This is a genomic window from Streptomyces humidus (assembly GCF_014649655.1).
Taxonomy (GTDB): Bacteria; Actinomycetota; Actinomycetes; order Streptomycetales; family Streptomycetaceae; genus Streptomyces; species Streptomyces humidus.
In genome coordinates, this window is the sequence record NZ_BMTL01000002.1 from 357,156 (window position 1) to 378,612 (window position 21,457).

Below are 21,457 nucleotides of genomic sequence, written 5' to 3' on the forward strand. Positions count from 1 at the left end.
CGCCTCGGTGTTGCGTCTCCACGCGCCCTCCTGCCGGTCGACGTCGCGGGGGATCACCCGACGGCGTCTTGTGGCCGGAACCAACACTGTGCCCTGCCCGGCTCTCGGCCGGGTGGCCCGTTCTGCGCCGTCCTCCACCGGTATCCGGACATCTGACGCTGAGCGGCGTCCACAGTGTCCCTCATCTCCACGAGAGTGGCCGCCTTTCCGGCGAATTCCCCCTCGGTCAGCAGAGCGGGCGGGAGCAGCGCCCCGATCGCGGCGAAGTCGCTGTCGTCGAGCACGATGTCCTCGTAGGAGATCCATTCGCCGGACCCCGCCACGCAGCGGTAGGTCCGCGTCGGCGGCAGCGGGGTCATGCGGTACTCGGCGAGGTGGAAGGCGCTGCAGGCCTCGAACCCGACCCGGAAGAGCAGGATCTGCGCGTTCACCGCGTACAGCCTCGCCAGCGGGGACCGTTCCCCCAGATGGCAGTGCGGGTCGTGGCCTGCGAGGAGTTCGCGGGCGCGGGGGCCGATCGCCGCGAACGAGGTCTGCGGATGCCCGCTGCGCACCGCTCGGGGGGTCGCGCGTACACAGTCGGCCAGGGCGCCGACGGCCGGGCACGGGGTGACGTTCGGGTCGAAGGCGGGCATGGCGGCCCGGTAGAGGGCTTTCTGTCGTTCCGTCAGGTGCGCGGTGAGTGCGCGGTCGCGTTCGGAGGTGTCGGAGTTCTCGGGGGTGAAGGCCGGCGTGACGAGCGTGCCCTGCGGGCCGAGGGCCCGCAACAGGGCGTCACGGACCACGGCGGGGGCAAGGCCGGCGCCGCTCAGGGAGGCGTGCGCCAGCAGGACGCCGCCTCGCCGGACGCCCAGGTCGCGCAGGAAGCGGACGAGTCGGGCGCCGTCAGTCATGGAGAGTCGCCCGTTCCGACCGCAGCTGGTCGACCAAGTAGGTTCCGTTCTCCGTGAGTTCGCGCGGCGGGAGGGCGGACAGCTCCGTCAGGACGCGGTCGGCCAGGGCGCGCGCCGAGCGGGCTCGCGGTGACGGGCCGGCGGCTCTGCCGACGTACTCGCTCGCCAGGTCGAGGAGTCGCCCCGCCGGGCTGCCCGGCAGGTGCAGGTCGAGGACCTCGCGCAGGGCGGCGAGCCTCGCCCGGCGGCCGAGCCGGGGCAGTTCGCGGACGAACTCCTCCGGCTCGAAGTCGGTCGCCACCCCCAGTGCTCCGCTGCCGCAGCTGCCGAGGCGCAGTCCGGCGCCGGGGGCGAGCGGGGTGATCGTCGTCGTCACGGGAGCGTTGACGCCCTCCCGCCATCCGGGCTCACGGGCGTCGAGGAGACCGTACGCCGTCGTCAGCCGGCCCTTGAAGGCGTCCAGCGCGCCGGGGTCGAGCAGGGGGGTGACCGCAGCGGAGAAGCAGTCACGGTACGGGTCGGCGTCGTCGATCAGCAGCGGCGGACCCTGCCCGAGCGGCAGCGCCGCCAGCGGACGCCATCCGCTCAGGACGACGGCGGAGCCGCCCGGCCCGCCCGGTGCTGGGCCCCGGCCACGCACCCGGAAGTCACCGGCCGCGACCCCGAACTGCACCCGGCCGGGCCGGGACAGACGTGCGGTGCCCAGGGTCGGGAGGTGGACCAGCGGGGTCGGCTGCTCCCAGCGCAGGGTCGCCGTCACGCCCGCGCGCAGCGCCGCGGCCGTGGCGGCCGCCATGAATCGGGGAAGATCCGCCGTGCCGTCCGGGGAGCGGGTCAGGAGGGGCCGGAGATAGGGATGGGAGAGGACCGCGTCGAGGTGGGGGGCCGTGGTCTCGTCGGAGTCCAGGCGGACCAGGAGTCTCCAGACGTCGTCCCAGTCGGCGCTGTCGGCGAGCTCGGTGTTCACCCGGGCGAGCAGCGCGCGGTCGAGGCGCAGCCGCGCCTGTGCGAGTTCGCCCGGGCCCGTCACCGCCGGAGCCAGGGTGCGCTCCGTGATCCGCTCGGCGACGCCCTCGATCAGGGCGCGCAGGTCCGTGCAGTACACCGATGGGTTGTCGAAGCCGCGTGCGGTGCTGTAGCGGTGGGCGTGCAGTCCTCCGCCGCAGTCGGCGACGACGGGGCATCGCCGGCAGGTCTCGCTGACCCCGCTGCGGCGGGCGGGGGGCCCGGCGTGCTCGGCCTGCTCGGCGAACTCGGCGAACTCCTGGAAGCCGTGCCGGAAGACGTCGTACCCGGTGGCGGCCGCGCCCTCGTAGGCGATCTTGAGTGCGTCGGACCGCGTGATCGTGCCGTCGGTCTCGACGACCGCGATGCCGCCGGGGGCGAGTCCCAGCGCCTCCGTGAGTGCGGGGCCGCCGCGCAGTGTGCTGAGGATCGAGTCGAAGGTCCGCACGGGCACCGGGCGTCCCTGCTCGTCCCACCGGTCGAAGATCCGAAGAAGCCAGTCGGCGTAGGGCGTGGGCGTTCCCGGCCGCCCCGGAGGGGGTGGCGTCTCCCAGGTCGCGTGGGGCAGGAGGTAGTCGATCCGCGGTGGTTCGAGCGCGGTCAGCGCGTCATGCACGAGGACGGGGTCGTTGGCGACGTCGACCGTGCACAACAGCCCCTGGAAGAGGTGCCGGTACTCGGGCAGGCGGAGCAGTTCGAGGCCTCGCCGCACCCGTCCGTGACTGCTGCGGCCCCGGTGGTCGAGCCGGTGCCGGTCGTTCGCGGCCCGGTCGCCGTCCAGGGAGAGGCCCACCTTGACGCCGAACTCCCTGAACACGTCCAGGTGGGCGCGGTTCAGCCGTACGCCGTTCGTGTGGATGTGCAGATCGAGCTCGGTCTGCGGAGTCAGGGCGCGGGTGAGTTCCGCGCAGATCGACCGCAGCCTGGCCGGGCCCGCGAGCAGCGGCTCGCCGCCGTGCAGAACGACCGCGACCGAAGCGAGGCGCTGCTCACCCGCGTACTCGGCGAGTCTGCGGGCGACCTGACGGAGCGTCTTCTCGGAGATCAGCGGTGGCATCCTCCGCCAGCTCTGGTCGGCGTGCCGATAGACATAGCAGTGGTCGCACGCCAGGTCGCATCTGCTGTGGACCTTCAGGACCAGTTCCCTGACAGTCACGTCCGCCCCCTCGCCGACAGCGCCGCACGACCGACTGCCGGCCGGGCTAGAGGGCGGAGTTGAAGGTGACCGGGGTCTCGCCCCGTGCCGGGGTCACGCGTCTCATGGCCGTGGCGACCTCGCTCTCCCGGGTGCGGATCTTCGCGAGCGGCACTCTCGTGGAAGTCGGCGCTTCCGTAAGCGACTCGACTGCGGGTTTCGTGACCGGAATCTTCATCTGCGTCGGCTTCACCTTGGTTCGGGGCCGCCCTCCCACACACCGGGGACGGCGAGAGTCCGGGGCTGGAGTGGACACGGTGTGCGTAGACGTTCCGCCAAGCATGCCTCTGCCATCTTCGCAGCCCCTGCGCGAGGTGGGCAATGCGTACCGCACGGCCCCGTGCGGCAGCGGTGATTTCTCGTCACCGCCGCCACGGGCGGACCCCGGGACCTCGCATGCGGGGCCGAACCGTCACACTTCAGGCGGGCAGCAGGAATTCCAGATCCCGGTCGACGCGCTGCCAGCCCCGGCCCGCCGCCGTCCAGGGATGTCCGGAGCCGAGCCGCCTGTCCAGGGCGCTCACCGTCCGGCCCCACAACCGGTCGGCCTCCGCCGTGCGGCCCATCGAGCGCAGGGTCACCGCCAGGCACAGGTCGGCGATCAAGGTGTCCGGATGGCCGTCCCCGAGAGCGGCGCGCAGGGCTTCCGCGCAGGCCCGCGCCATGTTCTCGGCCGCGGTGAACTGCTGCAGGTCGCCGAGGACGTTGGCCATCGTCAACCGCCCGCACAGGGTGTAGGGGTGCGCGTCGCCGAGGTGTTCGTCGAAGGACCGGACGGTCCGGGTGGCCGCCGCGAGCGCTTCGTCGGTCTCTCCCGCGGTACGCAGCCATGCCGCGAGGTTGTGGTCGCAGACGGCGTTGTCCGGGTGCTCGGGGCCGCGCAGCCGGGCGACGCCGTGCTGGAGGCGGCTGATCACGGTGCGCGCGGCGGCCAGGTCGCCCGCGTCGGCGGTCAGGGCCGCCATGTTGACGTCGCACACCAGCAGGTCGGGGTCGTCGCGGCCCCGTCCGTCCGTGTAGCCCTGCTCGGCGTCCGCGGCGAGCGCGTCGGCCTCGTGGTGCTGTCCGACGCGCCGCAGGGACACCGACAGGCTGACGGTCGCGCGCAGCGCGCCGTGGGGGTTCTGGGCGCGCAGCGCGTCCAGGGCGGGGCGCAGTACGCGCACGGAGCCGGCGTAGTCGCCCAGCTCGCGCAGGTCACGGGCGAGGCCCAGGGCCGACGCCAGCGCCGAGGGATGCCCTTCTCCGAGCACCCGGCACTGCCGTTGCCAGGTGGCCAGGCTCCGTTCCCGGGCCGCCCGGTAGTCCCCCGCCAGACGCAGCGAGCGGGCGAGGGCCTCGGCGGCGGTCATCGTCTGCGGATGCTCCTCGCCGAACAGGTTGTGGAACCCGGTGTACACCTCACGCGCCAGCTCCAGCGCCTCGCCGAACCGGCCCAGCGCTCTCAGGTCCTCCGCCAGGCCTGTGGCGGTGATCAGCGTGTGGGCGTGTCCGGACGGCAGCAGCCCGCGCTGCCGGGTGAGGGTACGGGAGTCCAGGGCGTGGGCCTCGCCGAAGGCTCCCAGGCTCCGCAGGGCGGCCGCCTGGTGGTTGCGCAGTTGCAGCAGCTGCCGGCCGTCGTCTCCCCCGTCGGCGGCGGTCCACCTCCGGTCCAGGCGGCGGCCCAGTTCGAGGGCTCGGGCCGGCATGCCGTACTGGGCGGTGCGGCGCACCCGCTCCAGCAGCACGGCACGGGTGTCGCTGTCGGTGCACGCGTCCGCATCGGCGTGGTCCAGGTGGGGCCACAACCGCTCGAAGGCCAGGTCGTCGGTGTCGGCGACGGCGTCGTCGCGCCGGGGGGCGACCGCGGTGAGGAGACGGTGCGCCTCGTGGCGTACCTCGTCGGCCTCGTGCGGGGGCAGGAAGGCGAGCACCAGGCGCTGCACGGTCCGGTGCACCTTCAGCGTGTGGCCGGCCTGGTCGACCTCGGCCAGGCCCAGCCGACTGAGTTCCTGCACCTCGCGGTCGACCAGCATCGGCTCCCGCAGAGAGGCGTCGTGCGGACGCAGCAGGCGCAGCGCCGTGTCGGTGTGCACCAGGGCCAGCGGGAGCGGCAGCGGCGCGAGGCGGCTGCACAGGGCGAGCAGCCGCAGCGCCGCGGGGGCGCGCTTGGCGAGTGCGTCGAGGGCCACCCCGGTGCCGGCGGCGATCGGCCGGGAGGCCGGCTCGTCCTGCCGCGTCCCGGTCCGGTCGGCGCCCCGCGCGGTCAGCCGGTCCAGGTAGTCGTGCGCCGACGGGAACAGCGCGAGCCACGATCCGGCCTGCGCGACGGCGAGCGGGACGTCCCTGGCCGTGGCCGCGATCCGGTCCGCGTCCGCGGCGGAGAGCGCCGGCGCCCTGCGCCGCAGCAGCTCGATGCTCTGCTCCCGGGTGAACACGTCGACCCAGACGGGATGCAGGGTCTCGCTCCACGCGCGGTCCCGGGAGGTCACCAGCACATGCCCGTGGGGGCCGGTGGGCAGCAGCCCCGACAGGGCCGCCACGCCGCCGGCGTTGTCGTAGACCAGGAGCCACCGGCCGCTCGGCGACCCCGCGTCCAGCGCCTCGAGGGCCCGGCGTGCGGCCGTGGGCACGTCGTCGCCGTTGCGCGGGCTCATCCGCTCGGCCAGCTGTGCCAGGGACAGCAGAGCCGACTCACGGCTCTGTGCGCGGACCCACCACACCAGGTCGTACGCCGCCTGGAAGCGGTGGGCGTACTCGACTGCCAGCTGGGTGCGCCCGGTGGCGGTGAGACCGTCGTGCGGGAGGATCACGGCCCGTTGCCGGCTGACTTTCAGGGTGGCTTCGAGCTGGTCCAGCAGCCGGTCGCGGCCGACGAAGAGGGGGTTGCGCGCCGGCGCCTCCCACACGTGAGGCGTCCGGCGCGGGAAGGGCGGCCGGGCCGAGCCCAGGGGCCGCTCGGCGGCCTCGCCGGACAGTCCCATGCCCCGCAGCAGGGTCTCGGCCGCCCGCGGCTCGTCGAGTGAGGTCAGGTCGACTGCTTCGTGGTCGCTGAACGGGGGCGTGAGCGGGACGGGCTCGATGCGCAGGGGGATCAGCTTTCCCGTGGGACCGGTACCGGGCTCGTCCATGCTCTCCCGCAGTGTCCGGGACTGCGGTGAGCGCAGGAAGGAGGACGACAGCAGGGCCAGGGTGCGGGGGGCTCCGCCCCGGGCGCCCGGTTCGGTGTCGCTGCCGGGGGCGATCACCTCGAAGCCGGCGCCGGTGAGCAGCCAGTCGACCCAGTCGGCCCACATCCGGTCCTGCGGGGCGTACCACAGCCTCAGTGGCGTCGCGATGGGGGACAACGACCTGACGTAGGAGGCGAGATGGCGTCTGCGCAGTTCGTCGTCGAGGGGCGGGAACCGGCGTACGCGGCCCTCGGTGATCAGCTCGGCCAGCTTCTCGAAGGCGGCCAGCAGGCTCTTCGGGTCGTCCGGGGCGTCACCGAACGTGGCGAGCGTCTCCTCGTAGGCGTAGTCCGACCGGTGCGGGACCTCCACGCCCGTCCAGGAGTCGGCCGGCAGTTCCTGGAAACTGACGCGGACGAGTTCACGGGCCGCCGCCAGGCGGGTGTCGCGGCCGTCGGCGACCCGCATGGCGACGGGCAGTATGCGCAGGGGGCGGGGGTGGACGTCCCGGAGTATGGAGCGGGCCATGCGTGCCGCGCCCTCGATGCTCTGGGAGCTCAGGTTGAAGCAGTTGACCAGGACGTCGGGCAGGTCGATGGTGCACAGGCCGACCAGGTCGCTCACGCCGCAGCGGCTGTCGATGAGCGTGAAGTCGTAATGGCTCTTCATGTCGTGCCGCAGCGCCTCCAGGAACCGCGCGCCGCCGAACCGCTCGGTGAACTCCCGCCAGCTGAAGTCCATCAGGTGGGTCAGGTACTCGCCGTCCTGCCGGCCTGCCGGCATGTAGTCCAGGCTCCCGCCGTCGGGGAAGGTCCAGTCGACGGAGACGGCGTGCGGCAGGACACGGGCCAGACGCTGCCTCAGGTCGGCGGCCGACTCGGTGGCCGGCCTCGTACGCCATTCCGTGACGTAGCCCGAGAACAGGTTGAGCACGCCGGTGGTGGCGGCGGAGGTCGCGGCGTCGAGGAACGGGTGGAAGTAGCGTTGCAGACCCGGCGCTTCCACGTCCCAGTCGGCGGCCAGCACGTGGTAGCCGTGGGAGGCCAGGATCCAGGCGACGTTGGCCAGGGCCATGGTCCGCCCGGTGCCGCCCTTCTGGGAGTAGAAGGTGACGATCTGCCCGTCGGATCCGGGGGTCATCACGCTTCTCCTGGGCGGATCCCCGGCTCCGGGCCGGGACCGAGGAGCCTCGGCCGGGGAACATGGGGGCCGGCGGGCGGATACACGGGCGCCACGTAGCGGAGGAACTGGGCGGCCGCCCACTGGATCACCGTCGGGAGGATGTCGGCGAACGCGGCCAGCGAGGGCACTCCCCCCGTCGCGGTCCGGGAGACGCTGCGACCCCGCTGCAGTGTGCGCGGGAGGGTTTTCTCCAGGGCCGACTGCAACTCCGCCGCCGAGGATTCGTTGTCCGGGTCGGAGCGGTCCCACGGCACGATGACCACGACCCAGGGCTGGGCTGCCGCGTCCACCCGGGTGAGCAGCTCCCGCTGCTCCGGGTCGGTGACCGCCCACCGGTCGAGGAGCATGACCGTCGGCGCCGACGGGCGTTCCTCGGCCAGGAGGCTGCCGGCCGCCTCGTCCAGCGGTTCGACCGTGGTGAGGTAGTCGAGCCCGCGCACCTGCTCGGCGGCGAAGTCCGCGAGCGGCCTGGCGGCGTCCAGGTCGCTCTCCCGGTAAGGGTTCCAGTCGACCGGGGAGGGGCCGTAGCAGCGTTGTGAGCGTCCCGGCGGCAGTTCGCGGCTGCTGGGCGCGGCCACCACGATGCGCAGCCGGCGCAGCACGGGGGGCTCCCCGAAGGCGTTGGGCAGTTCCGTCAGATCCAGGGGTTCGCCCCTGGGCATCGGGTTCTCGTGGGCCGTGGTGACGATCGCCCGGGCCAGCAGGAGGACGGCACGCTCGTAGTCGCTGCGGTATCTGCGCAGTTTCATCAGGGAGTACAGGCCCCCGGACGCGTAGTGCGGGCCGAACAGCTCGTGATCGTGGGACAGGCTCCTCGCGGTCGAGGGCAGGCGCTCGGCGTGGACGGGCACCCACAGCGCCGGCACGATCGCCGGCGGGGGCGCGTCCTGTGACCTGCGGCCCCGCGCCTGGCGCAGGGCGAAGGCCCGCCACTCGCGGCCGCAGTGGTCGCTCACGAAGTAGCGCGGCGAGTACAGCGGAACGAACACCCGGCAGGCGGCCAGCGCGGCGGACCGGCGTGCGCCCCGGTCCTCGCCGGGCCGCATCGCGCGGTCCATGAACCCGGCCGGCTCGCCCGCCGGCAGGTCCGTCAGCATCAGGATGTGCTCGCAGAGGTCCTGGAAGAGCCGGCGTACCCACATGTCGGGGTCCGGCCCGTCCGTCGCGTGACGCGGTGTGTGCGCGTAGCTCAGGAAGAAGTACGGGGCACACTGGTCCGTCCGCTCCGGTTCCTGGTTCACACCGAGCCCTCCCCCCGCGCCTCCGGCGGTCACAGCGTCCGCAGGAACATGGCCAACTCGAGCATGTCGACCCGCACATAGTCCTCCGGAAGGAGCGTGATCGTCAGCTCTTTGCAGATGACCGACCGCCGTGACCGCGTGACGAAGGACAGCAGGATCAGCTTGAGGAGACTCGCGTGGTCCATGCTGTCGATGCGGGCCAGGCCCGAGCCGATCACCGGCATGGCCACCGGCTCGCGGTGTGCGTGCAGATGCACCGACTGCCAGAGGGCTTCCAGGCTGTGCCAGATCTGGTCAGGACCCGAACCGACCGTCAGGTCGTTGCGCATCGTGCCGTAGGCGCTGAGGAAGCGGAGTCTCCGCGGCGAGCCGAGGACGGCTACGGTGCCCAGCGGGTAGCGGGCGAGTTTCCCCGCCCGTTTCGCCGCCCGCTCCTCCACCCGGACCGGCGCCACTCCGGCGAGCGCGGCCTCGATGTCGGCGTCGAGCCGGGCGGTGTCGCCCGCGTACAGCCGATGCAGGAACTGGCCCTGCACGCTGTGCGGGACGATCAGCAGTCCGTCACGGGTGTCGGTGTCGAAGACGTCGTTGCCGCCGATGACGAGATGGCCCGGTTGTTCGAAGAGGTCGCCCACCTTGACGGTCACCCGGAATCCCGGGTGCAGGAACTCGTGGCTCACCTGGGTCCGCGGCCAGGATCCCAGGATGCCGCCGACCAGCGAGAGGCCGACGAGGGTGAGGAACGCCGTGGCGCGCGGCAGGGCGCTGTCCGGCCAGAACGCCAGATACAGCTGCCCGGCGCCCGACAGCAGACCGAACTGGACGGCGCAGGCCCGGCCCGCGGTGGACAGGCCGAGGCGGGTGCCCAGGAGCGTCCGCGCCTGGTGCCCGAGCATCCGGCTCATGCCGGTCCCTCGGAGCCCGTGTTCCCGGCCTGGGCGGGCATGGTGCGCGGCGGCTCTTCGTAGACGCCGGCGAATCTGGACCTGATCCTCGGCGGGCCGCTCTGTTCGTCCCGCAGTGCCTTCACGGTCTGTTCCAGATCGGTGATCCTGCTGATCTGCTCCCGCATGAGCGAGGTGAGATCCGCCAGGATCTCCTCCGTGGACCGGCGCGGCGGCGCCTGCTCGGGGGCGTCGGCCGTGAGGTCGATCGCGGCGAGGGCGTCGCGCAGTTCGGGCCACACCTTGCGGAAGAGGCTGTCGACCCGGGTGTGGTCGGGGTGGCGGTTGGCCGACTCGCGCAGGACGGAGTTGATGGTCCTGACCATGTTCAGCACGTCTTCCTCGTCGTGCGCCCGCGTCGACTGGAACTGGCGCAGCGGGCTGCTCGCCGCCTCGAGGTCGTCGTGACTGCCCTCCAGCAGGAACGGCACGAGCTGTCCCCTGCGCTCGTCGACCTCCTTGGACAGGGCTCCCGACTCGAAGGTGATCCACGGGGCGTCGAGGTTCGCCCGGGTGACGCAGGCGATCCCGAAGGAACTCTCGTCGAGTTGCTTCTTGATCTCGTCGAGCCCGCGGGCGCCCTTCCTGATGCTCTCCGAGGAGACGAACGGCTCGATCTCGTCGCTGAAGTAGCGAAGCCAGGAGGCAAGCCGTTCAGCGGAAATCCGGGACGGCAGCCCGGACCAGCTCAGAAAGATCTTCATATGACGCCCCCGCATCACACTCCGCCGTACGAATCGTCCCGACACAAGCCAACTTGCCCTTGCGGCGGGGGAAGTAGCCCTCCGACCGCCACGGATTTCCGTCGTCCGCGACATCCGGCCGACGGACGCGGGCTGTGGAGGCGGGGGCTCAAGCGGAGGTCTCGACCACGGGTCTCAACCGGGGTCGAGGACAAGGGTGTTCGCCTCGTCCGAGGTCGTGGGTCGCTGGGCGGCTGCTCGGCGGTCGCTCGTCCGTGGTCGTCTGTGCTCGTCGTCGGGGTCGGGGTCGGGGTCGGGGTCGGGGTCGGGGTCGTCCATGGTCGTCGCGGAGTGCGGCGCGCCTCGGGACAGTGCGTGCGAGGCAGTGGAGACTGTCGTGAAATCAGTGGTCGTCGGGGCAGGGCGCCGGCGGTGGGACGCGGGCGTCAGCAGTCGGTGGGACGCGGGTGTCAGCCGGCGGGGGCGCGGGCGTCAGCCGGCGGGGGGGGCCTGGCGTCCGGTGCCGAGTGCCGCGTGGACGACGGCCGGGTTCATGGCCGGGCTGCAGCGCAAGGGATCGAGGTCCCGGTTCGGGACGCCGTTCCCTCGCGGATCGCGTCGCCTGCCTGCCTGCCTGCCGACGGGCCCCCGCCCCGGCCGGCCCCTTGCTGACCCTTCGTCGGCGGAGCGGCCGGTCGCCGCCCCGCCGACGCGGCCGCCCAGGCCTCGTCGAACCTCGTCAGGCCTCGTAAGGCGTTCGTCAGGCGTGCGTCAGATCTGACCAGAACCCGATCAGACCACGGTCCTACCTCGTCAGACTCATTTCGGACTCTGGTGAGACCGGATCAGAAGAGGTCAGACCCTGGTCAGCGTCACGTCCTGCTGCTGTGCGGCGTGGATGTGGGGCATAGGGAGGCCCGCGTCGGGGCGGAGCTCGATCAGGGTGGCCTCGACGTGGGCGGTACCGGGTTCGAGGTCGTCGGGGACGGCCTTGCCGGTGTTCTGCCAGCTGTGTTCGGCGCCGTCGCACACCGCGCGGGTGCCGCCGATGCCGAACCGGACGCCGTCGGTGCTCTGGCCGACGGAGGAGCTGACGAAGACCGGGCCGGTGGCGCCGACGCAGCGGTAGGTACCGGAGAGGGTGACGGTGCCGTCGGCGGCGAGACGGCCGACCGGGCCGACGGTGACGGACTCCGACGGGGCCGCGTGAGCGGTGACCGCCGGAGCGGCCAGCAGAAGCAGGGCGGCGCCGGCGGCCGCGGACAGCAGGGGACGCATCGACATTTGAGAACCTCCTGTTGTGGGGGCTCCACTGGTACCCGGCAGACCGGCCCGGGACGGTGATCGTCACTCCTTCGGTGGCGAGTCCGCGTCCGACGTCGGAGAACGGTCCTGGACCCGCCCTGGTGCTGTCACGCTTTCCGGCGGTCTCCGGCGATGCCCCCGGACGGGCGCAGGGTCCACCCGTACGGGGCGACCGGACGGCCGATCCCGTCGACCCAGCGGTGCGAAATCCGTTTCCACCTGTTTCCCGGCGTTTCTGTGTCCGTCCGGCCCCGTCGCGCGCGGAGGACCGAAAGGAAGAGCTTTCCTCAGGGCGTGATCCGCCCGCACACCTCGGCAGTCAGCCCATCCGCGGCATCGAGCACGGTGGACAGAACGTCCGGGGCCATGCCCGGCATCGCGAACAGAGCGTGCGCTCGCGCCGCGAAGTCCGCAGGGGCGGGCGGGAGTTGTCCCGCGGCCTGGACAGCTCCCTTTTCGTTCAGCACCCAGCAGCCCGCGTGGGCATGCAGGCCCTGCACAAGAAGCCCCACCGCCCGGAAGAGGCAGCCGGCGACATAGAAAGCGTCTCCACGAGCCGCTCCCTTGCGGGCGTTGGCCAGGACGAAGGGAGCTTCCCACTGCGCGTCGGCGATCAGCGCCTCGCGCAACGGCTCCGGTTGACGTGCTCCCTGGCCTGAAGTCCAGGGATTCCGGCCTGGGTCGTCTGACCCTTCCGGGGGCTTCCTGCTTCACCGCGTTGTGCGGGCACGGGTGCCCGTCTTACCGGCGCTCCACAGGCGTTTGGCGTCTCCGCCCGTCCGGCGGCGACGATTCGGCGTCCTTCGAAGAGGACGTTGCGGGCTGCGTTGTGGTCGCGGTCGTGCACGGTGCCGCATTCGCCGCACGTCCACTCCCGGACGTGCAGGGGCTTGGGACCGTCCCGGAATCCGCAGGTCGAGCAGATTTGTGAAGACGGGAAAGCTCGGTCCACCTTGGCGAAGGTGCGGCCGTGCAGAGCCGCCTTGTACTCCAGCATGCCGACGAACGCGGACCATCCCGCGTCGTGCACGGACTTGGCGAGCCGGGTGCGGCCGAGGCCGGACACCGCGAGGTCTTCCACGTACACCGCTTGGTTGTCGCGAATGATCTGTGTGGATGCCTTGTGGTGCCAGTCCCGACGCCGGTCGGCCACCTTGGCGTGCTGGCGTGCGACCTTGATGCGGGCCTTGGCCCGGTTCTTCGATCCCTTGGCCTTGCGGGACAGCTCCCGCTGACGACGCTTGAGTTTCTTCTCCGCCCGGCGCAGGAAGCGCGGGCTGTCGATCTTCCTACCGTCGGACAGGACGGCGAAGGCGGACAGGCCGAGGTCGATACCGGCGTCGGTCTCCAGCTCGGGCAGGCTGTCCGGCTCGGTGTCCACGACGAAGCTGACGAAGTACCGGCCGCAACTGTCCTTGGTGACGGTCAGGGACGTGGGCGCGGCCGGAAGCCCGCGAGACCACTTGACCTTGAGGTTGCCGACCTTGGCCACGTACACCGTGCCGTTGTCCTTCAGGCAGAAGGCGTTGGTGTTGAGGCGGATCGACTGCCGGGTGTCCTTCTTCGACTTGTAGCGGGGAGGGCCGACCGTGCGGCCCTGCCGCTTGCCCTTGAGGCTGTCGAAGAAGTTCTTGTAGGCGGTGTCGAGGTCCCGCAGGGACTGTTGCAGGACGACCGCCGACACGTCGGCGAGCCAGGCGCGTTCCTCGGTGCGCTTGGCCTGGGTGATGCGAAGCCGGGACAGCTGGGCCGACTTCACATACGGCAGCCCCGCCGCGTGCGCTTGTTTCCGGTCGCGCAGGCAGTCGTTCCACGCCACGCGGGCGCACCCGAACGCACTGGCCAGCGCACGGCGCTGGGAGGCGTCCGGGTAGGCCCGGTAGTTGTAGCGGAGCTGCACACCCAAGACCCTACTACGATTGGTCTCATGGAGGAGCAGAACGACTACAGGCGTGGCAGGCACGTTGTTTCGGCGATGCATGTGCACTTGGTCTTCGTGACGAAGTACCGGCGCGGGGTGTTCAACGACGAGATGCTGACACGCTGCGAAGAGATCATGCGCAAGGTCTGCGAGGACTTCGAAGCGGAGCTGAAGGAGTTCGACGGCGAACACGATCACGTCCACCTCCTGGTGCACTACCCGCCCAAGGTCGCCGTCTCCAAGCTGGTCAACAGCCTCAAGGGCGTCTCCGCCCGCCGGATACGGCAGGAGTTCACCGGCCGGACCAACCACGCCATCACGCACGGACACCTGTGGTCGCCCTCATATTTCTGCGCATCATGCGACGGAGCACCCTTGGCGATCGTCCGCCAGTACATCGAGCAGCAACAACGTCCGCTCTGACGTGCACGTCAGAGCAGTCATGAGATGCATTCATCCCCGGCGTGAACGCCGGGGCTTTCTGCAAGAGTCCCGGTAACAGCGAGTCTTCTGTTGCAGGGCCCGCAGTTCACCACCGGGATCAGCGAGAACGCGCCCGACAGCCACCTCGCCGACATACGCAGGGGAGTACACCCCGAACGGATGCCCTGCCTGAACGCCCACCTCGAAGCGCCCCGCCCGGCACTCTTCCCAGATCCGGTGAACGCGGTCGACGTCGCGGTAGATCCAGTCGACACGGCAGCCGTCAACGGTCAGCCAGGCCCCGCCATCCACCCACGGCCCCCAGCCGCCCGGTTCCGTCACCTCAGTGGACTCACCGGTCAACTCGGACGCGAGGAGGCGCAAGGCAGCGGTGTCCAGCGGGGGCCGGTAGTACAAACCAAGATCGAAATCAGAATCCGGGCGATGTGTTCCCCTCGCTCGGCTGCCTCCCAGGCACACTCCGACCACTCCGCCGACGTCGGTCAACCGATCCGCGATCTCCATCAAGCGATCCACGCTTGAGAGTCTGCAGAACCAGATCACGCACTGCGACCGCTTTCCCCTCGCCCCCGGTCCTCAGCCTCACCCCTCGGCCTCACACCGCCATGCTCATCCCGTCAGGTGAAGTGCGGCAGTGCGAACTCAGACGGCCGCGGCTGCCAGCAGTCCAGGGAGGTTACGCATGTCGTCGAACACTACCGTGCCCGGTCCCTCCAGCCGCGAGGCCGGTGTGAGGCCGCCGCAGTAACCCAAGGCCCTCATGCCGGCGTGCTGGACGCGCTGCCGCGCACCGCGACCGGAAACTGCAGAGATTCGGTTGCGTGTAAGCGGTTGCACCGATGGTGACCAGCCGTGATGCCGAAGACTTAAGATGATCAACGTGTCCGACCAGCCCGCACCTCGGTCTCTCATCGTCACGCTCTACTGCGCCTACGGACGCTTCGCTCCGGGCCCGGTGCCCGTCGCCGAGCTGATCCGGCTGCTCGCCGCGGTAGGCGTCGACGCGCCCTCCGTGCGTTCCTCGGTGTCCCGGCTGAAACGGCGCGGTCTGCTGCTGCCGGCCCGTACGGCGCAGGGCGCGGCCGGCTACGAGCTCTCCGGCGAGGCGCGGCAGCTGCTCGACGACGGCGACTCGCGCATCTACGCCGCCGCCCCTCCCGCGGACGAGGGCTGGGTGCTGGCGGTGTTCTCCGTACCGGAGTCGGAGCGGCAGAAGCGGCATGTGCTGCGGTCACGGCTGGCGGGGCTGGGCTTCGGCACGGCCGCTCCCGGGGTGTGGATAGCCCCGGCGCGGCTGCACGAGGAGACGCGGCACACGCTCCGGCGACTGCGCCTGGACGCGTACGTCGACCTCTTCCGGGGCGAGCATCTCGGTTTCGCGCCGACCCAGGAGGCGGTCGCCCGCTGGTGGGACCTGGCGGACATCGCCAAGGAGCACGAGGGTTTCCTCGACCGTCACGCGCGGGTGCTGCGCGCCTGGCAGGAACGGCCGGACACGCCGTCTGAGGACGCCTACCGCGACTACCTCCTCGCCCTGGACTCCTGGCGCCACCTGCCGTACGTGGACCCCGGTCTGCCCGCTCGGCTGCTGCCGCCCGACTGGCCGGGGACCCGTTCGGCGGCCGTCTTCCAGGGGCTGCACGAACGACTGCGGGACGCGGGGGCGCAGTTCGCCGGGATGTGAGCCCGCCCCACGTCAGGCCTGTGCCGGGGCGCCTGTGACCGGCCGTGCGGCGTGTACGGCAGAGGGGAGACGGCGACGAGCGGTCGGCCGCCGTCGGGCGGAGGTTCGTCCAATGCGGGGACGCGTACAGATCCAAAGTTGTCACTCCCCCGTGACTGGCGTCATGAGTACGCGAGAGAGCGGCCGGGAAGAATCGCCGTGTCACCGCACGACATGTCCTCGTCACACACGTCACCGGTCGTCGATAACGCGGTAACAACGGGATCGGGTGCGCGAGGGCGGGCGTTGTCCCGGGTAAGCCGACCGGCAACGGGGCCGGAGGTCCCTTACGACGCCCGCCGAGCGTTTCCGTCGGAGGCCGCCGTACCATTCCCGAAGCCGAAGGCAGGTCCGTCCGATGTCGATCGCGGGAACCTGCGCCATGAACGGACTCTCCTTGCACGAACGCCCCTCCGACGCAGCCGGCTCCTGGCGGATCGCACTGCCGCACTCCGCCGCGGCCGTGCCGGTGGCCCGTGCCCTGGTCCGTACGGCGCTGGCCGAGCTGAAGCACGTCGCGGACAGCGACACCGCGGAGCTGCTGACCGCCGAGCTGGTGGCGAACGCCGTGGAGCACACGTCGGGGGACGCCCCGATAGAGCTGGTCGTGGAGCTGCGGCCGACCGGCTGCCGGATCGAGGTGCACGACCCCGACCCGACGCCGCCCGGCGACCTGACCCGTCCGTCCGGCGCGGAGCCCGACCCCTGGCAGGAGCACGGGCGGGGGCTGCTGCTGGTCCGCGCCCTCAGCTCGTCGTGCGGGCACCGGGTCACGGAGCAGGGCAAGGCGGTGTGGTTCAGACTGGCCGCGGTCCCGCCGCAACGCGGCCCTCGCCCGACGTGATCCCGGCCTCACGTGTTCCATGGCCGATGCGATCCCTGCCGATGTGCCGCCCGCCCGACGCGCTCCCTGCCGGGACCCGGAGCGGCGTGAGCGACCGGCGGGCTTGACACGGACAGGCGTGAGGCCGACAGGCGTGAGGCCTACTGCAGGCGTGGCTGATCCCGGCCGGTTCACCGTTCGCGGTGGGTTCCCCGGCCGACCGCGACCCCACCCCGCCCCGACGCGGCCGGGGCAGGCCACGGTCAGGCCGGGCACGGTCACAGCAGGTCAGGTCAGGTCAGGTCACGACAGGGGCCGTCAGGCGAGGGTGGCGACCAGTACGGCCTTGATCGTGTGCAGCCGGTTCTCCGCCTCGTCGAAGACGACGGAGTGGGCCGACTCGAACACCTCGTCCGTCACCTCGAGGGAGTCCAGGCCGTGGCTCTCGTGGATCTCGCGGCCGACCTTGGTGCCGAGGTCGTGGAAGGCGGGAAGGCAGTGCAGGAACTTGACGTCGGGGTTGCCGGTGGCGCGCAGCACGTCCATGGTCACCGCGTACGGGCCGAGGGCGGCGATCCGCTCGTCCCAGACCTCCTTGGGCTCACCCATGGACACCCATACGTCGGTGGCGACGAAGTCGGCGCCGAGGACGCCCTCGGCGAGCTCCTCGGTGAGGGTCACGCGGGCTCCGCTCACCTCGGCGAGCTCGCGGGCGCGGTCGACGACCTCCTGGGCGGGCCAGTAGCTCTTCGGGGCGACGATCCGCACGTCCATGCCGAGGAGGGCGCCGGTGACGAGGTACGAGTTGCCCATGTTGAAGCGGGCGTCGCCGAGGTAGGCGAAGGCGATCTCGTTCAGGGGCCTGGCGCTGTGCTCGGTCATCGTGAGCACGTCGGCGAGCATCTGGGTGGGGTGCCAGTCGTCGGTGAGGCCGTTGTAGACGGGGACGCCCGCGTGGGCGGCGAGTTCCTCGACCTTGTGCTGGCTGTCCCCGCGGTACTGGATGGCGTCGTACATCCGGCCCAGCACGCGCGCGGTGTCCTTCACCGACTCCTTGTGGCCGATCTGCGAGCCGGAGGGGTCGAGGTAGGTGGTCGACGCGCCCTGGTCGGCGGCGGCCACCTCGAACGCGCAGCGGGTGCGCGTCGAGGTCTTCTCGAAGATCAGCGCGATGTTCCTGCCGCGCAGGTGGCGCACCTCGGTTCCGGCCTTCTTGGCGGCCTTCAGCTCGGCCGCCAGGGCGATCAGACCGCGGAACTCCTCCCCGGTGAAGTCCAGCTCCTTGAGGAAGTGGCGGCCGGCGAGCGCGGGTGGGACTGTCGCCATGGGGGTCGCTCCAGAGATGCGGTGAGGATTGCCGAAAACGGTTGCTGCAATGACAGCAGCTTCCGGAAGTCTATACGAAACTCGGCATTTTTATACAGACACCTGTGCGTCTATACGGCGCTCCGTTCGACCGGGCAGCTCATGCAGCGCGGCCCGCCCCTGCCCCGGCCCAGCTCGCTGCCCGGGATCTCGATCACCTCGATGCCCTGCTTGCGCAGATGCGTGTTGGTGGTGACGTTGCGCTCGTACGCGACGACGACACCCGGCTCGACGGCCAGGACGTTGCAGCCGTCGTCCCACTGTTCGCGCTCGGCCGCGTGGACGTCCTGGGTGGCGGTGAGCACCCGGATCTCGCTGAGGCCCAGGGCGGCGGCGATCGCTCGGTGCATGTGCTCCGGCGGATGGTCGGTGACTTTCAACTCCTTCTCGCCCGCGCCGGGCTCGATGGTGTACGACCGGAGCATGCCGAGCCCGGCGTACTGGGTGAAGACGTCGGCGTCGACCATCGTCATCACGGTGTCGAGGTGCATGAAGGCCCGCCGCTTGGGCATGTCGAGGGCCACGATGGTCCGGGCCGAGCCCGCGGCGAACAGCTTGTGGGCGAGCATCTCGACGGCCTGCGGGGTGGTGCGCTCGCTCATGCCGATCAGCACGGCGCCGTTTCCGATGACGAGGACGTCGCCGCCCTCGATCGTGGACGGATAGTCGGCCTGCCCCTCGGACCAGACGCGGAACGGTTCACCGCGGAAGAGCGGGTGATGCCGGTAGATCGCCTCGAAGTGGACCGTCTCACGCTGCCTGGCCGGCCAGCGCATGGCGTTGATGGCGACGCCGTCGTAGATCCAGGCGGACGTGTCACGGGTGAAGAGGTGGTTGGGAAGCGGGCCGAGGAGGAAGTCGTCGAGCTCCATGACGTGGAAGCGCACAGAGGTGGGTTCGGGATGCGCTTGCAGAAACTCCCGCTTGGTCATACCGCCGACCAGGGCCTCGGCCAGTTCCGGGGCGGGGAGGGTCTCGAAGGCGGAGCGGAGGTGGTCGGTGGCGAGCACCCCGTACTCCTTCTCGTCGAAGACGCGGTCCAGGACGAGCGCTCGGGCCGCCGGGATCTCCAGGGCCTCGGTGAGCAGGTCGCCGAAGAGATGAACGCTGACCCCGCGGTCGCGCAGTACGTCGGCGAACCCGTCGTGCTCGGCGCGCGCCCGGCGCACCCAGAGCACGTCGTCGAAGAGAAGCGCGTCCTTGTTGCTGGGGGTGAGCCTTTTGAGCTCGAGATCGGGCCGGTGCAGGATGACGCGGCGCAGCCGCCCGGCCTCGGAGTCGACATGGAATCCCATGCCTCCATCCTGACCACACAGGACCGTCTTCACCCCCTGCTCGGCCTTCTTGGACCGTTTCCGCACGGGCTTGTCCCACCCTGCCCCGCCTCCCCTTTCTCGTCCCCTTGACGACAAAGGGGAGGCGTGACTATCGTCTTCTTATCGTCGCAATGACGAGAAAAGGGAACGAGGGGGGTCTCTCATGGCCGACATCACCCGGCGCCTGGGCTGGCGCCATCTGCGCGGCGCTCCGACGGCCCATGTGCGCCACCACCGCTCCGGCAAGCTGGCGCACGACGGGCCGGGGCTCAGCTTCTGGTTCCGCCCACTGAGCGCAGCCCTCTCCGAAGTGCCGGTGGACGACCGCGAGTTGGCAATGACCTTTCATGCCCGCACGGTCGACTTCCAGGACGTGACGGTGCAGGCGACGGTGACCTACCGGGTCAGCGACCCGGCCGTCGCCGCCGCCCGCCTCGACTTCTCCATCGACCCGGACACCGGGATCTGGCGCGGCGCACCCCTGGAGCAGCTCGCCACCCTGCTCACGGAGACGGCGCAGCAGCACGCACTGGACGTCCTGGCGCGCACCTCCCTGTCGTCGGCGCTGGTGGACGGCGTGACGGCGGTGCGGGAGCGGGTCGCGGCGGGGCTGGCGGCGGAACCGCGCCTGCCGGCCACCGGCATCGAGATCGTGGCCGTCCGGGTCGTCGCGCTGCGCCCGGAACCCGAGGTGGAGCGGGCGCTGCGCACCCCGGCGCGCGAGCAGATCCAGCAGGAGGCCGACCGGGCCACCTACGAGCGGCGGGCGGTGGCCGTGGAGCGAGAGCGGACGATCGCGGAGAACGAACTGGCCAGCCAGATCGAACTGGCCCGCCGCGAGGAGCAGTTGGTCGAGCAGCGGGGAACGAACAGCCGCCGCGAGGCGGAGGAGAACGCGGCCGCGGACAAGGTGCGGGCCGAGGCGGAGGCCACGCGGTCCGTGCGGCTGGCGGAGGCGGAGGCAACGCGGTCCGTGAAGCTGGCCGAGGCCGAGGCCGAGAGGCAGGTGCGGCTGGCGGACGCCGAGGCCAGGCGGACCGAGCGGCTCACCGGGGCGGAGGCGGCGCGCACGGTCCGGCTCGCCCGCGCCGAGGCGGAGGCGGCGCGCGAGGTGGGCGAGGCACGGGCCCAGGCGCAGGCGGCCTGGCTCCGGGTGCACGGGGACGTCGAGGTGGCGACCCTGCACGCGCTGACCGGGACGCGGCTCGCGGAGAACCTGCCGCACATCGACAGCGTGACGATCTCGCCGGACGTGCTGACCGGCCTGCTGTCGAAGCTCGGCGGCGGGGAACGCGAGTGAGTCTCGCCCCGCGGGCCGTGCTGGTCCACCGCACCACGGAGTACGAGGAGTTGGTGGCCCGGCACGGCACGCACGGCCAGGCCGCCTTCTTCCTCTCCTCGCGGGGACGGGACATCGAGGAGGTGGCCGAGCGCCACCGTCGCACAAGGCGCGCGCTGGCGGAGGTGACGGCGGCCATCCCACTGACCTGGCGTCAGAGCCGGGTGGAGCGGTCCGACTTGGACCGCTTCCTGTTCGCGCCGGAGGACGTGGTGGTGGTCGTCGGCCAGGACGGGCTGGTGGCGAACGTCGCCAAGTACCTGGCCGGGCAGCCGGTCGTGGGAATCGACGCGGACCCGGGCCGCAACGCGGGCGTCCTGGTCCGGCATCGGCCCGCCGACGCGCCGACGCTTCTGCCCGGCGCGCTCGCGGCCGGCACCGGCACGACCGAGCTGACCATGGTCGAGGCCGTCGCCGACGACACCCAGCGGCTGCTGGCCCTCAACGAGATCTACCTCGGCGCCGCCGGTCACCAGACCGCCCGCTACCGCCTGGGCCTCGACGACGACGGGGGTGCCGTCGAGGCCCAGGCGTCCTCAGGGGTGCTGGTGGGCACGGGCACCGGAGCGACCGGCTGGATCCGGTCGGTGTGGCAGGAGCGGGGCGGCGGGGGGACAGACGGCGACCTGCGCCTGCCGGGCCCGACCGAGGAGCGGCTGGTGTGGTTCGTCCGGGAGGCGTGGCCGTCCCCCAGCACCGGTACCTCGCTGGTGGCGGGACAGCTCGCGGCAGGTCACCGGCTGACCCTCACCGTCGAGTCGGAGCGCCTCATCGCCTTCGGTGACGGCATCGAGACCGACGCGTTGGAGCTGACATGGGGTCAGCGGGTGCGCGTCGGGGTGTGCGAGGAGCGGCTGCGGCTGGTGGGGTGAGGAGCGGCTGCGGCCGACGGGATCAGAAACAGTTGCCGCCGACGGAAACAGAAACGG

At 71.4% G+C, this 21,457-nt stretch carries 18 protein-coding genes and 2 pseudogenes; 5 read left to right on the forward strand and 15 right to left on the reverse strand.

All coding sequences use genetic code 11. The features are described 5' to 3' along the window. Positions 1-53: 53 nt before the first annotated feature. The 11 genes from IE239_RS03305 to IE239_RS03355 all read right to left on the reverse strand — a co-directional run bounded on the left by IE239_RS03305 (position 54) and on the right by IE239_RS03355 (position 13,497). Entirely contained in the window at positions 54-893 is an 840-nt protein-coding gene (locus tag IE239_RS03305) for an AAC(3) family N-acetyltransferase (RefSeq protein WP_190147688.1), read from the reverse strand. Beyond that, positions 886-3,054, reverse strand: a complete 2,169-nt coding sequence (fxsBH, locus tag IE239_RS03310; protein WP_190147689.1) for a radical SAM/SPASM protein FxsBH, inactivated beta-hydroxylase extension form — start codon at positions 3,052-3,054, stop codon at positions 886-888. Before fxsBH ends, IE239_RS03305 begins: the two co-directional genes overlap by 8 nt. Positions 3,055-3,100: 46 nt before the next feature. Beyond that, positions 3,101-3,271 carry an FxSxx-COOH cyclophane-containing RiPP peptide gene (gene fxsA, locus IE239_RS03315; RefSeq protein ID WP_190147690.1) on the reverse strand — a complete coding sequence of 57 codons (171 nt, stop codon included), beginning with the start codon at positions 3,269-3,271 and terminating at the stop codon, positions 3,101-3,103. A 241-nt stretch (positions 3,272-3,512) separates the two neighbouring features. Then, positions 3,513-7,382, reverse strand: coding sequence for an FxSxx-COOH system tetratricopeptide repeat protein (gene fxsT / locus IE239_RS03320; RefSeq protein ID WP_190147691.1), 3,870 nt, complete (start codon positions 7,380-7,382; stop codon positions 3,513-3,515). Further along, positions 7,382-8,665 carry a TIR-like protein FxsC gene (locus tag IE239_RS03325; RefSeq protein ID WP_190147692.1) on the reverse strand — a complete coding sequence of 428 codons (1,284 nt, stop codon included), beginning with the start codon at positions 8,663-8,665 and terminating at the stop codon, positions 7,382-7,384. Before IE239_RS03325 ends, fxsT begins: the two co-directional genes overlap by 1 nt. Positions 8,666-8,694: 29 nt before the next feature. Beyond that, positions 8,695-9,570: a macro domain-containing protein gene (locus IE239_RS03330; RefSeq protein ID WP_190147693.1), complete on the reverse strand. Its 876-nt coding sequence runs from the start codon at positions 9,568-9,570 to the stop codon at positions 8,695-8,697. After that, positions 9,567-10,313: a TIR domain-containing protein gene (locus tag IE239_RS03335; RefSeq protein WP_190147694.1), complete on the reverse strand. Its 747-nt coding sequence runs from the start codon at positions 10,311-10,313 to the stop codon at positions 9,567-9,569. Before IE239_RS03335 ends, IE239_RS03330 begins: the two co-directional genes overlap by 4 nt. A 174-nt stretch (positions 10,314-10,487) precedes the next feature. Further along, positions 10,488-10,631: a hypothetical protein gene (locus tag IE239_RS03340; protein WP_190147695.1), complete on the reverse strand. Its 144-nt coding sequence runs from the start codon at positions 10,629-10,631 to the stop codon at positions 10,488-10,490. A 516-nt stretch (positions 10,632-11,147) separates the two neighbouring features. Further along, positions 11,148-11,576, reverse strand: coding sequence for a DUF6299 family protein (locus tag IE239_RS03345; RefSeq protein WP_190147696.1), 429 nt, complete (start codon positions 11,574-11,576; stop codon positions 11,148-11,150). A 308-nt stretch (positions 11,577-11,884) separates the two neighbouring features. Continuing rightward, complete coding sequence (locus IE239_RS03350) at positions 11,885-12,226, reverse strand: hypothetical protein (RefSeq protein ID WP_190147697.1); 342 nt, start codon at positions 12,224-12,226, stop codon at positions 11,885-11,887. Then, the gene (locus IE239_RS03355; RefSeq protein WP_190147698.1) at positions 12,211-13,497 is read right to left on the reverse strand and encodes an RNA-guided endonuclease InsQ/TnpB family protein; all 1,287 of its coding nucleotides are present in this window, start codon (positions 13,495-13,497) and stop codon (positions 12,211-12,213) included. Before IE239_RS03355 ends, IE239_RS03350 begins: the two co-directional genes overlap by 16 nt. A 27-nt stretch (positions 13,498-13,524) precedes the next feature. Between IE239_RS03355 and tnpA the strand changes: the two genes are divergently transcribed. After that, a complete protein-coding gene (tnpA, locus tag IE239_RS03360) occupies positions 13,525-13,941 on the forward strand; it encodes an IS200/IS605 family transposase (RefSeq protein WP_190147699.1) in 417 nt (138 codons plus the stop codon). Between the two features lie 57 nt (positions 13,942-13,998). Here the strand turns inward: tnpA and IE239_RS03365 are convergent. Both IE239_RS03365 and IE239_RS41785 read right to left on the reverse strand, forming a co-directional pair. After that, positions 13,999-14,466 (reverse strand): annotated as a pseudogene (locus IE239_RS03365) (nucleotidyltransferase domain-containing protein); the annotation flags it as partial. Between the two features lie 138 nt (positions 14,467-14,604). Next, positions 14,605-14,745: pseudogene (locus tag IE239_RS41785) on the reverse strand (HAD family hydrolase); the annotation flags it as partial. A gap of 88 nt (positions 14,746-14,833) precedes the next feature. Here IE239_RS41785 and IE239_RS03370 point away from each other — a divergent pair. Continuing rightward, positions 14,834-15,646, forward strand: a complete 813-nt coding sequence (locus IE239_RS03370; RefSeq protein ID WP_190147700.1) for a PaaX family transcriptional regulator — start codon at positions 14,834-14,836, stop codon at positions 15,644-15,646. Between the two features lie 421 nt (positions 15,647-16,067). Further along, complete coding sequence (locus IE239_RS03375; protein WP_190147701.1) at positions 16,068-16,529, forward strand: ATP-binding protein; 462 nt, start codon at positions 16,068-16,070, stop codon at positions 16,527-16,529. A gap of 297 nt (positions 16,530-16,826) precedes the next feature. Here IE239_RS03375 and argF read toward each other — a convergent pair whose 3' ends face one another. Next, on the reverse strand, positions 16,827-17,834 hold the full coding sequence (argF, locus tag IE239_RS03380) for an ornithine carbamoyltransferase (protein WP_190147702.1): 1,008 nt from the start codon (positions 17,832-17,834) through the stop codon (positions 16,827-16,829). A gap of 110 nt (positions 17,835-17,944) precedes the next feature. Then, a complete protein-coding gene (locus IE239_RS03385; protein ID WP_190147703.1) occupies positions 17,945-19,168 on the reverse strand; it encodes an arginine deiminase in 1,224 nt (407 codons plus the stop codon). Positions 19,169-19,352: 184 nt separating this feature from the next. On the opposite strand from IE239_RS03385, the gene IE239_RS03390 reads away from it, so the two are divergent. After that, on the forward strand, positions 19,353-20,489 hold the full coding sequence (locus IE239_RS03390; protein ID WP_190147704.1) for an SPFH domain-containing protein: 1,137 nt from the start codon (positions 19,353-19,355) through the stop codon (positions 20,487-20,489). Beyond that, entirely contained in the window at positions 20,486-21,400 is a 915-nt protein-coding gene (locus tag IE239_RS03395; protein WP_190147705.1) for an NAD(+)/NADH kinase, read from the forward strand. Before IE239_RS03390 ends, IE239_RS03395 begins: the two co-directional genes overlap by 4 nt. Positions 21,401-21,457: the final 57 nt, after the last annotated feature.